At 60.3% G+C, this 11,426-nt stretch carries 9 protein-coding genes; 2 read left to right on the top strand and 7 right to left on the bottom strand.

Annotated elements, in window-relative coordinates; all coding sequences use genetic code 11:
• Positions 1-21: 21 nt before the first annotated feature.
• Positions 22-1,218: a diaminopropionate ammonia-lyase gene (locus tag AC07WJ_RS27825; protein ID WP_494937948.1), complete on the bottom strand. Its 1,197-nt coding sequence runs from the start codon at positions 1,216-1,218 to the stop codon at positions 22-24.
• Between the two features lie 115 nt (positions 1,219-1,333).
• Here AC07WJ_RS27825 and AC07WJ_RS27820 point away from each other — a divergent pair, with 115 nt between their 5' ends.
• Positions 1,334-1,819: an Lrp/AsnC family transcriptional regulator gene (locus AC07WJ_RS27820; protein ID WP_494938211.1), complete on the top strand. Its 486-nt coding sequence runs from the start codon at positions 1,334-1,336 to the stop codon at positions 1,817-1,819.
• A gap of 116 nt (positions 1,820-1,935) precedes the next feature.
• Positions 1,936-2,187 (top strand): type II toxin-antitoxin system ParD family antitoxin, encoded by a 252-nt coding sequence (locus tag AC07WJ_RS27815; RefSeq protein WP_494937947.1) that lies wholly within the window; start codon positions 1,936-1,938, stop codon positions 2,185-2,187.
• 32 nt (positions 2,188-2,219) lie between these two features.
• On the opposite strand, the gene AC07WJ_RS27810 is transcribed toward AC07WJ_RS27815, so the two are convergent.
• The 6 genes from AC07WJ_RS27810 to AC07WJ_RS27785 all read right to left on the bottom strand — a co-directional run bounded on the left by AC07WJ_RS27810 (position 2,220) and on the right by AC07WJ_RS27785 (position 11,385).
• The gene (locus tag AC07WJ_RS27810; RefSeq protein WP_494937946.1) at positions 2,220-2,393 is read right to left on the bottom strand and encodes a hypothetical protein; all 174 of its coding nucleotides are present in this window, start codon (positions 2,391-2,393) and stop codon (positions 2,220-2,222) included.
• A gap of 98 nt (positions 2,394-2,491) precedes the next feature.
• Complete coding sequence (locus tag AC07WJ_RS27805) at positions 2,492-7,096, bottom strand: NACHT domain-containing protein (protein ID WP_494937945.1); 4,605 nt, start codon at positions 7,094-7,096, stop codon at positions 2,492-2,494.
• 685 nt (positions 7,097-7,781) lie between these two features.
• On the bottom strand, positions 7,782-8,513 hold the full coding sequence (locus AC07WJ_RS27800; RefSeq protein ID WP_494937944.1) for a helix-turn-helix transcriptional regulator: 732 nt from the start codon (positions 8,511-8,513) through the stop codon (positions 7,782-7,784).
• Positions 8,514-8,614: 101 nt separating this feature from the next.
• On the bottom strand, positions 8,615-10,117 hold the full coding sequence (locus tag AC07WJ_RS27795; RefSeq protein ID WP_494937943.1) for a flavin-containing monooxygenase: 1,503 nt from the start codon (positions 10,115-10,117) through the stop codon (positions 8,615-8,617).
• A 47-nt stretch (positions 10,118-10,164) separates the two neighbouring features.
• A complete protein-coding gene (locus AC07WJ_RS27790; RefSeq protein ID WP_494937942.1) occupies positions 10,165-10,836 on the bottom strand; it encodes a class I SAM-dependent methyltransferase in 672 nt (223 codons plus the stop codon).
• Between the two features lie 84 nt (positions 10,837-10,920).
• Positions 10,921-11,385 (bottom strand): Rrf2 family transcriptional regulator, encoded by a 465-nt coding sequence (locus AC07WJ_RS27785; protein ID WP_494937941.1) that lies wholly within the window; start codon positions 11,383-11,385, stop codon positions 10,921-10,923.
• Positions 11,386-11,426: the final 41 nt, after the last annotated feature.

Raw genomic sequence — 11,426 nt, 5'->3', positions numbered from 1 at the left:
CGCCGGGGCGCCGGGCAACCCTCAACCGACCTGCGGCGATTGTCGATTCGAGGCCGCGGGAACCAGGGCAGCGTAGCGCTCCGGATCGGTCGCGCCTTCGGTATTGATCAGGAAAACGCGGGAGGTGGCGTCGAGGCCGAGCCGGCTCCTGACTTCGGGATCTCCGGCGGCCTGAATGAGGCCGGCGAGGCCGACACCGCCGCTTTCGCCGGCGACGATCACCGGGTCGCCGCCGGCGGGGTGGGCGAGGCGGTTCATCACGGCCACCGCTTCGTCCTCGTCCACGGTCATGAAGCCGTCGGCGGCACGCGACAGCACCCGCCAGGCGACGAGCGAGGGCTCGTAGCATTCGAGCATCGCCATGACGGTCGGTTCGCCATGCGCCACCTTGACCGGATGGCCGGCTTTGGCCGTTTCGTAGAGGCAGGCGGCGCGCGCCGGATCGACCACCACGAAAGTCGGCCTCTTGTCGCCGAACACGATGGCGAGATGGCCGGCGACGGCCGCCGCGATCCCGCCGACGCCGGCCTGCACGAAAACGTGGGTCGGCGGCTGGTCCAGTTGGCGCAAGGCTTCGCGCACGATCGCGGTATAGCCCTGCATCACCAGGCCGGGGATGCGCTCGTAACCGGGCCAGGAGGTGTCGGAGACCGTCGTCCAGCCGCTTTCGGCCGCGACCCGCGCGGCCTCGGCGACCGACTCGTCGTAATTGCCTTCGACCCGGATCATCTCGGCGCCGAAGCGGGCGATCGCGGCAACCCTGGCATCGCTGACGCCGGAATGCACGAAGATCACCGCCCGGGCGCCGACCAGTTCCGCGCCCTGCGCCACCGAGCGGCCGTGATTGCCGTCGGTCGCGCAGGCGAAGGTCATGCCGGCCGCGATGGCCCGCACCGCCGGAGCGTGCAGCTCGGCGATATCGATCGGCCGCTCCAGCCGCCGGGCCGCCGCTTCCAGCACCAGCCGGATCACCGCATAGGAGCCGCCGAGCGCCTTGAAGCTGCCGAGGCCGAGCCTGAAGCTCTCGTCCTTGACGTGGACGGCGCCGAGACCAAGTGCAGCGGCAAGCGCGCCGAGGTCATGCAAGGGCGTCGCGGCATGGTTGGGGCGATAGGACAGGAAACGTTCGACCTCGACGGCGGCCGCCACGCCGAGGGTTTCGACATCCGCCGGAACGAGCGGCTTGCGGTGGTCGGGATGCGTGTTGAGAAGAAACATGGCCGTCCGAGCTCCCAGGGATCGGAGAAAATATATTGCGCAACGAATGAAATGAGCGCTGCAATTGGGTTGCTCGAATGCAAGTTTGTTTCGTCAGGATCGATTCTTGGCCCCGATATCGTCCCGTCCATCCTCGGTCGCGCTCGACCGTTTCGACCTCGCCATTCTCGCCATCCTGCAGCGCGACAACAGGACGCCGCAGCGGGTGATCGGCGAGGCGGTCAACCTGTCGGCGCCGGCCGTCCAGCGCCGGATCAGGCGCATGGAGGAGGCCGGCGTCATCAGCGCCAATGTCGCCGTCGTTGACCCCCTGCATGTCGGCCAGCCGCTCACCATCTTCGTCGAGGTCGAGGTGATCAGCGAAACCGCCGCGCTGATCGATGCCGCCAAGCGGGAGTTCACCGCCGCGCCCGAAGTGCAGCAGTGTTATTACGTCACCGGCGAAGCCGACTTCATCCTGATCATCGTGGTGCCGACCATGGGCGACTACGAGGCGCTGACGCGCCGGCTGTTCTTCGGCAACAACAACGTCAAGCGGTTCCGCACCTTCGTCGCCATGGACCGCGTCAAGGTCGGGCTCGCCGTGCCGTTGGCGGGGTGAGGGGCGGCGACATCGCGCTGCGTGTTGGCCTGCCCGAATGATGATCGGTTGTTTCGTTCGGGGTTTTGACAGTTCTTGGCGATCTATGCCGTGATGGGCGAGCAAGGAGATTGGCCGTGGCGACCATCACTGTGTCCCTGCCTGATCCCATGAAGGACTGGGTGGAGGCCCAGGTCCGGGACGGCCGGTATTGCAACGCCAGCGACTGCATCCGCGACCTGATCCGCAGGGATCAGGAGCGGAGCCAAAAGATCGCTGCCATGCAGAAGCTGGTCGATGAGGGGATGGTGAGCGGCCCTGGCAACATGTCGATGGATTCCCTGCTCCATGCGGCAAGGGATCAGGCCTCCAACGGGCCGGCTTCCTGAGCTCGCCCTGCCGCTGCGCCGGCCAATGGCCTTCAAGGCGATCGGAGGGCGCGCAGATCCTCGAAGCTTAGGTCGAAGAGGGCGAGATATTTGCGCAGGCGGTCGGCATCATTGCCGCTCGGTGAACAAGCTAAGGCATGACCGGATTGGGGCCGGTAGCAGTCCGGCAGCTTCCGGTGTCCAGAACTCGGTAGCAGACATACCACCCGGTGGAACCGCCGCTTCCTACCGACGCCCTCCTTCCCCCAGAATTAAACCTTCGACCAACCGTCGTGGTCGAAAGGGTGGAATTGAAGCTGATCAGTCAACTGCGAAACGGGATCAATTTACCTCGCCAATTCCCGCCGTCTTCAAAAAAGAAACCGATAAAGTCATTGCGCGCAAATTGCCCGTTTCTCCCGCCACCGTGATTAGTTCCTAACCCTCCGTCTTTTTCGACCCAAACTCTCCAAACGACTTTCAAATTGTGATTCCTTGCAAATTCTTCGATGAGATCCTGCTGAATAACTGTGACGCCCGCCAAGAATGCGGGATTGTCAGAAAACGCAGGATTCCCGTCGGCCGTAATAAAGAACCTGGACCATCCGTCCTTGGGGCTAAGCTTCAATTCTGCAAGCAAGGCGGGGTGTGGCGTGGAGAAGTCGGTCTCGTCTGAAACGCCACTTCGATCAAATTCACTATATTTGGGAGAAAATACTTCGGTTATACGTGCAAATTTGAAATCCGCCACGCGATGCGACAGCGAAAGAGCCGGAACAGAGGCTTGATGCCTAAAGCTCCTTTGGCCGAAGAGGGAGGGCGAGGACCAACCGTTCTCGAACACATCATGGCTATGTTGATTGATCCTCTCGGTGGTCAGGTTTTCCAATTTTCCCAACTCTGACTGATCAACGAGAATGAGTTCAATTCCATACTGAGCGCTTCTGAATGGATCGCTCGACTCGAAACCGTTCATGTAATCCTTGCTTCGGCAAAAGCTGTTCTGCAAACACCATTGTTGCCCATCTCCGTTCGATTGAATGAGAAACTGTACGGGGTCTGGAATATCATCCAACGTTTTTGTCCAGGCCATGTTGCTTTCGGGACTTTCAGGAACAAAGGTCATTTCAGGTAAGCTTATTGCTTCCGGCAAATACGTCTCAGCGGGCTTGCTAAATGAGCCACTCAAATACGTCGTATCGATATCGGCACGTTTGAAATCTTCAAGGCAAGTCAGGACCCGAGGTTCCCTGTCCCAATCCACATACCAATGATAATCAGCAAGATAGCCGACTAGCTCGCCGAACGCGATATGTTGATATTTCTTGCCAATTCTTTCGACTTGGTGGTCATGCCTGCCATGGGAATACCTCAGGCGATTTCCTTCGATCGTCTTGTGCAGCGACTGTTGCCATCCAAGTTCCAACGTCCGATTGAAGACCCAGCACTGACCTTTCAGGAGCGAAAATTTTGAAACTCCGCTTTCGCCAAATCGGTTTAATGGTCGAAGTCGCTCATATTCTTGCTTCAAATCAGGAGGCAACAACGCAAAAAGTGAATCTTCTGCTTCCGTATAAGGCGTCTTGTCAGCATCTACAGTACTGGTTTCCTGTTCTTTTTCGTCGTCTTCCGACAAGCCGTCATCTCTACCTAAGGATTTCAAGAAACCGGAGAGTCTGGCTTTTTCCTGCAACTCAGATAATCGGGTGAGCTCGGCATGGGCATCACAGGCGGCTGGACCGAGTGCAGCAACCTTGTTCCAGAAGTACTCTATCTCTTCCTTGCGAGATGATGGAGGCAGATCTCCTCGAACGACCTCGGAAAAATTGTCATCAATTCCACCCATCGTATAGCGGCCGAAGTCTCCGGCCATCATGGGAGCCTTCCCATCAAAATGTGTGCCGATGAAGCCGACGACCGAATTGAAGATCGAACTAGCGCTCTCACGGAGGGGTGCGACTTGCTCCAAAGTCGGCCAGTCGGATATAGGCTCTGACGAATAAGGTGGGGCAGATCGCGATATCAGTTCGTCATCAATGCCAACTTTGTTAAAGGCGGCGTGATTTACGATGATTTGCGCATAGCGTCTTGTCCAGGCATGGCGCTCCACCGGACGCTTGCCGAAAACCATGCTGTCGGCGGCGAGTGCGGCAGCTTTCAGAACGCCTACGTCATGGCAGTAGAGGACGCCGGCCGCCGCGGCGGCCAAGACGCGCTCGCGGACATAGGAATCATCCCAGTCGGCAAACTCGTCTATCAATATCGAAATCTCGTCGGAGAATTTGACGAGCAGGCTGGCTAAGGCCTTTGTCGCGCAATCCCGCAGTTCCCTATCCATGGTCGAGGTCATCAAAGCAAGCGCTATCGCCACTTGATGAATCTTTTCAGTTTCGATCTCGGATTTTGGCGCAACCCAAGCCCAGTCAATCAATTGTTGTACGACAGACCAATCATCGTCATAAGTCTCAGCTTTCCCAACCAGATAGACTGACCATTTCGCATCCCTTTCTCCGAGCGGTAACGATGCAAGCTCTTTCTTTAAATAAGACGCGTTGAGCAGGCAGTTTGGTAGCGGGGCCAATTCCAGAAGCAAGTCAAACCAACTGGAATCGTCGATCAACGGGCGATTCTTGCCTTTCCTTTGCCGCTGGCGCTCTATTAGGTCTACCGTTTCCTCTGAAATGTTCTGGCTCCGTCGCCACAAAAGGGATGATATGAACTCTTCCACTGAGATGTGAATGCTCTCAGCGAACTTTTCTTCAATTAATGGCAACTCTCGCGCAAATCGGGCGGGCGTCAGGGCAAGAAGCGCGACACGTGGTCCAGCGAACTCATGGAATCGCTTCACAGAAAATAGATAAGCATATTTGCCATCGCGTTTGAGCTCTTTGGCAAGCAATTCGGCGGTCTTGCAATCGCGGATTATTGCGTCGGCAATGAAATAATCACTGAATTTCTGAAATCCAAACGATACCCGTTTTCCAGTATCCGAGTCGTCAGAAGGAAAGTCTAACAACAATCCTTCATCTATCAGACGCGGCAAAAGCCGGTCGCTTTGTTTTGCCGGAGGTGCGAGGTCAACCACTTCTTCGCAGATCTTGTGAGCCACCTCATATGCAACGTACTCGCTCTCCCCCGTCGCCATTTCTGACGCTAGTTTTTTCATTATTTTGGGAATTTTTCCGTCGTTCAGTGAAACGCGATCAAACCCCTTCGTGATCAGGTTTTGTTCAACTGCGCTAAGCCAGAATGATATTAGGGTCGCAACGGAATCCATGCCGCGCGGGAACGACACCTGACCGGTCGCTTTCATGAAATCCACCGCCGTCGAGAGAAACAGCGGATTATAAAGGATCTCGTTCAAACCAAAGATTGGGGCTGACGGGCGCTCGATCCCATTCCTATCGAGATATTCCTTTGCCGCCTCCCCAAGCTGGCCTCTAAAGCCGTGATGTGAAATCCGGGTTATGTCTAGCCCCGTCCGTATGCAAAGTTCTCGGTAGGAAGAGCGAATGGAGACACAAAGTGCAATGCGGTTGAATTTCTTGATCTGTGTAATGAGGCTTGGCAACCCGCCTTCCCATCCCCTGGCGAACAAGCTCTCATTTATACCGTCGATGACAAAGAGAACCGGGCAGCCGCTTGCGAGTGCGGCGGCATGTAGTGCGGCTAAGAAAGTCTCGAATCTGAGATCGCTGATATCCAAATAGCGCAACAAATCCTGTTCGGGTCTGTCACCGTGATCGAGAACTCGCGCGGGAACGAACAACGCGGGATTGCCGTTCCTTATGTGAGTTTCCACCTCGTTGGCGAGGAGGTGGGATTTGCCGACACCTGCGTGTCCATCCACAAGCAGGATGGGATGTTGTAGCAATTCGATTTCTGCCGATGAGAACTCCGACGCTGCCTCTCCGAGCTTCGCGGCGAGATCTCCTATTTTCCTCCTAACCCCCTCAGAGTACGTATACTTGGATTTTTCTTTGCCTGTCTCGGGGTCAATTTCCTTGATTTGCTCGTACTGTGCGTCAATAAGAGCGCGATAGGCCATATTTTCATATCTAGCTGGAGTAAGTTGGCTCAAATGCTTCGACAGCAAGCGTGCGTATAGATCTCCGTGATCGCAATCTGCCAAAGCACCACTAAATTCCTCGAAAAATTTTGATAGGCTGCTGCAATGCTCTTTTAGAGCGCCGGCTTCACCGTCCGTCTTAATGAGAGATTGAAGGATGGCTATCGCGTCAGCCACGTTTCGCGAGACACGCTGCAAGCGATCTTCGAAGCTATCGTCTCGGCGCAGCACACGGATTGTATCAGCTATTCTGACTTTCACGTGATCGTCAGGACGGTATCGTTTTCCAATATAGGAAAACGACTTGGCCAACTGATGTTCAAACCACTGAATCTCCAGAGCTTTTTCATCAAACCAATAAAGTCGCATACCGGCATAGATTGCATCATTACGTTGCAGCCGACTTACGAAATAGCTTTCATCCCAGAGCTCAATTGAAACCGACCGGCCGAGCTTAGCCGCTTCATCGCCACACCACCTCTTGAAGCCGTTCCAGTTTTTCGTTTGAGTATCTTGATCCCCTTCGGCATGCCCCGAAAAATTTCGGGGAACGGCAACATGATAGCGCTCCAGGTGGGGAAAATTCGCCAAGGCTGCGCTGAACGATTTTTTGAGCTGGGCAACCTCGGACGCCCCGAATGAATCGGGAAAATATTTGCTTTGCCAACCCCATATACGCGCATCGGGAAACCTGACCAGTATTTCGACCCCACCATCGGCTCCAGGTCCGCGATTTTCGATTGATGCATAGTTTTCGGGGGGCTCGGCAAGCACCAATTGGCGGGTAAGCTCCTCAAATCCGTCGTTTTGAGAGCTCCGATGCTTGCGGATATTGCGAAAGTTAATGTCGGTGGTGGCCAAGACGAGATGCTTTCAGTTTCGATCAGCGCCATTGATGCCCAAATTTTCACGATTCGTTCCGGAGCGCCAGGGCGTCTAACATTACGGCGTCAACGATGGTCAACTTCATCGCCGCTGTTCAGATCGCTCCAACAGTCGCCTTCTGGTTATGAGGCCTGACTGCAATTTGCTCGCCAGGCCGAACTGCCGGGAGGGTGAAGTCTGCGATGATCCGTGGCGGGCGCTGCCTGCCACGGATTTGTCGGCCGGCTCGTGCTGCGGCGGAAGATAGGGGCGGGGGCTCGCGGGCCGCTGTCGCGTCCGCAGACATCTCGCGACGGCGCCTGAATTCGCCGCCCTGCGGGGACTCTCGAGTAAACCTCCACCCCTTCACCTCTCCCCGGCGGGGAGAGGTCGGCCGCATAGCGAGTGCGAACGCATCTCGCGTTCGCTCGATGCTATGACGCCGGGAGAGGGGGATTTGTGATTTCCGAACAAAGCTTTGCCCGTCTCGCATGGTGACGTTTCGTCAAGCGCCTCGCCCCCTCTCCCGACCTTTTCGCTGCGCTCAAAGGCCGACCTCTCCCCGCTGGGGCGAGGTGCGGGCGGTGGTTCCGGCGCGACCTGTCGAGGAGCGCAAGCCAGAAAGCATCACGCAGAAAACACGGCTTCCCGAGATGCACGCGAGCGCCGGACCTACGCGCGCCTACAGCAACCCATAAGCAAAAAGCTTCGCCACCGCCTGGGCGCGGGTGCGGGCGCCGAGCTTGCGCTTGGCGTTTTCGACATAGTCATGGGCGGTGTTCTGGGAGATGCCCAGCCGCTCGCCGATCTCGGCGTCGGAATGGCCGTCGGCGACAAAGGCGAGGCAGTCGCGTTCGCGCGGCGTCAGCACCGGCACCTTCAAGGCCGCGGCGCGCGCCGGCGTCAGTGCCTTCATCCGCTCATGCGCCAGCATGGCCGTGAGCGAAATGGTCAGCCTGTCGTGCGGCGAAAGATCGAACCGCTCGAAACCGAAGCTGACAACGCCGACCCGGTTGTCGGGGCCGTGGCAGGGCACCGCGAAACCATCGGTGATGCCGAGCTCGCGGGCGAGCGCGAAGCCGGCCCAGTCCTTCAGGTCGTCGAAGCCGGGATCGGTCCAGCGAAAGGCGGTGGCCCGCCGGGTCGGCGCGAAAATGATCGGATTGCGCGAGTGCAGGCCCTGGCGGTGATAGCCGTCGACCCAGCCGCGCGGCGAGATCTGCGCGAACAGGTCGCGGCCGGCGATGAATTCCTTGGCGGTCGCGCCGGGGCGCAGCGGAAACGAGGCCGAGAAGATGCTGCGGGCGCCGAAAGGTTCGATCGCATCGAGCAGGAGCCGCCCGACGGCGCGCGTCGACGTTGCCTTGTCGAAAGCGGCCACCATGTCCAAGGCCCTGGTCGCAGATGACATCATGTCGGGCGGATCCAGCTTCCCGTTGCCGCAAGGTGAGGTCGCGCAAGTCGTGGCACGGCCGCGCGGTCGTTTCAAGCGGCCGGGCCGCGGCCATCGCGGGCTCAGCCGAACCGGAAGGCCGGATCGGCGAAGTCGATGGCGGGAAACTGGTCCTTCTCGGCCCAATAGTCCTGGCTGTGTTGCCAGTCCGGCTTGTCGCCGCGTTTGGGCAGGAGATGCAGGCCGCGCATCAGGTAACCGGGATTGAAGTCTTCCGGATCGGTCCAGGGCAAGAGCGGCATGTCCCGGTCTTCGGCGCGCAGCGCCGGCGCGACCTCGCGCGCGCCGACGTCGCGCATGTGGTTGAGCAGCCGGCAGACGAAGTCGCCGACCAGATCCACCCGCAAGGTCCAGCTGGCGCGGAAATAACCGAAGATCCAAGCGAGGTTGGGCACGCCGGTGAACATCATGCCGCGATAAGTCACCGTTTCCGCCATGGCGAGCGGCTTGCCGTCGATCGACAGGGCGATGGCGTCCGGGCCGCTCAGATGGAAACCCGTGGCGGTGACGATGATGTCGGCGGCCAGCGCCTTGCCGGATTTCAGCAGGATGCCGGTCTCGGTGAAACGCTCGATCTCGTCGGTCACCACCGAGGTCCTGCCGGAGCGGATGGTGGCGAACAGGTCGCCGTTCGGGACGAAGGCGATGCGCTGGCGCCAGGGCCGGTAGCGCGGCGTGAAATGCGGGTCGATCTCGGCCTCCGGCCCGAGATGAGCCCTGATATCGGCCAGCATGTCGGCCTTTACCGCGTCCGGTTCGGCGAGGCAGCGGCGGGTGAAGGCCGCCTGCTCGTAGAGGATCTTCTGGCGGACGATTTCGTGGATCCACTCTTCCTTGATCTGCAATTGCCGGAGCTCGTCGGCGATCGGGATGGCGTTGCGGCCGGTGCGGTAGAAGGTCGGCGAGCGCTGCAGGATGGTGACGTGGCCGCAATCGCCGGCAATGGCCGGCACCAGCGTCGCGGCGGTGGCGCCCGAGCCGATCACCAGCACCCGCTTGCCGGCATAGTCCAGGTCGTCGGGCCAGGTCTGGGGATGCACGATGCGCCCCTTGAAGGCCGCCATGCCGTCCCAGTCCGGCGTATAGCCCTCGGCGTGGCGATAATAGCCCTGGCACATCCAGAGGAAGTTGACGGCAAAGCGGAGCGTCTCTCCGGTATCGGTCCTGACCGCCGTGACGGTCCAGCGCTTGTCTGCGGGCGACCAGTCGGCCGACAGGATCGCGTGCCGGTAGCGGATATGCGGTTCCAGGCCGTTCTCGGCGATGACCTCGGCCATGTAGCGGCGGATCTCGGCGGCGGTGGCGATGGGCGGTCCGGTCCAGGGCTTGAACCGGTAGCCGAGGGTATAGAGGTCGCTGTCGGAACGGATGCCCGGAAAGCGATGGGTGAGCCAGGTGCCGCCGAAGCTGTCCTGCGCCTCCAGGACGACGAAGCTCCTGTCCGGGCATTGGTGGGTCAGGTGCCAGGCGGCCCCGACACCCGATAGCCCGGCGCCGACGATCATCACGTCGAAGGTTTCGGGCGGTGCGGTGTCCTCACGGGCCGGCAGGTCGATCATGCTCATGGCGGCGATCTCTGTCCTCTGCGCGATCGGGCAGTATTGCAGAGGGATCAGGCATAGGCGACCCAGCCGCGGAAGGTGAAGGCGGCGTAGAACAGGCTGACCTGGGAGAAGCCGGCTTCGCGCAGGATCGCCTCGTCCTCATCCGGCGTGAGAATGTGCGTCTGGGCGTCGATCGCCGTGCGCGCGTTCGCCGCCTTGTCCGGGTCGAGGCCGGAGGCGATCAGGCAGGCGGCGTGCCGCGACAGCCAGAGCGCGCGCTCGCCGTCACCCTGGGGCATGCTGAGGTGGGCCACCACGAAGGGCGCCCCGGGCTTCAGGCGGCGGCGAACCTCCAGGACTGTCCGCCGGCGCTCTTCGCGTGGCACGAAATGCAGGGTGAGCAGGCAGGCCGCGGCATCGAACGGCCCGTCCGGGGCGTCGTCGATATAACCCCGGTGCAGGTGCGCCCGCGGCGCGAGCGGCCCGAGCATGCGCCCGGCCAGGTCGAGCATTTCGGCCGACGGGTCGACGCCGTCGAAGCTCCAGCCGGAATGGGCTTCCGCAAAGGCCTTCAACTCCAGGCCGCCGCCGGCGCCGAGAACCAGCACGCGCGCCGCTGCAGGCGCGCGCTCGGCCAGCAGGAGCCGCGTCATGCGCTGCATGGCGTCGTAGCCGGGCACGAAGCGCGGCGGACCTTCGGCATAGCGGGCGACCGCCTGGGGATCGGAGAAGGGAGCCATCCGTTCGCTCACGATGGCAACCCGCCTGGTTGCGCGGCGCGAGCATGACCCGGCGTCTTGGCCGTGCCGCCGATGCCGATCGCGTCATGACGCATGGACGGTCTCCAGGTCATGCGAGCCGCCGCGCGCCATGAAGCGCTGGTGAAAGTCCGCGCTGAGCATGGCCAATGTCACCTCGCCGAGGCGCGCGAGCAGCAGCGTCTCGGCGTCGTGGAAGGCCTGGTTGAGGGCCGAATTCACGGCCTGCTCGACAAGGCAGCCGGGCGATTCCGTGCGGTTGCCGAGGGCGAGAAGCGAGGGGCTGCCGAGGGCCGAGTAGATGTCGCGCAAGGTCACCCGCGACAGGTCGCAGGCCAGCGTCCAGCCGCCGCCATGGCCCTTTTCCGATCGCACATAGCCCTGGTCCCGCAGCCCCGCCATGATCCGCCGGATCACCACCGGATTGGTGCTCATCGCCCTGGCGAGGACTTCGGAGGTCACCGGGCCATCATGTTCCGCCATGTGCAGCAGAACATGGAGCACGCCGGACAGTCGACTGTCGTTTTTCATGCAACTTTATATGTTGCGTGAGACGTCCGGCGCAAGAGGGG

It is taken from the genome of Phreatobacter sp. GW821-FHT04C01 (genome assembly GCF_059420385.1).
Note: the sequence above shows the minus strand (reverse complement) of the source record. Positions and strands in the feature narration are given on the sequence as shown.

Coding starts and splice junctions, on each gene's coding strand:
- AC07WJ_RS27785 (WP_494937941.1), bottom strand. CDS start 11,385: ATGAAAAACGACAGTCGACTGTCCGGCGTGCTCCATGTTCTGCTGCAC.
- AC07WJ_RS27795 (WP_494937943.1), bottom strand. CDS start 10,117: ATGAGCATGATCGACCTGCCGGCCCGTGAGGACACCGCACCGCCCGAA.
- AC07WJ_RS27825 (WP_494937948.1), bottom strand. CDS start 1,218: ATGTTTCTTCTCAACACGCATCCCGACCACCGCAAGCCGCTCGTTCCG.
- AC07WJ_RS27800 (WP_494937944.1), bottom strand. CDS start 8,513: ATGATGTCATCTGCGACCAGGGCCTTGGACATGGTGGCCGCTTTCGAC.
- AC07WJ_RS27790 (WP_494937942.1), bottom strand. CDS start 10,836: ATGGCTCCCTTCTCCGATCCCCAGGCGGTCGCCCGCTATGCCGAAGGT.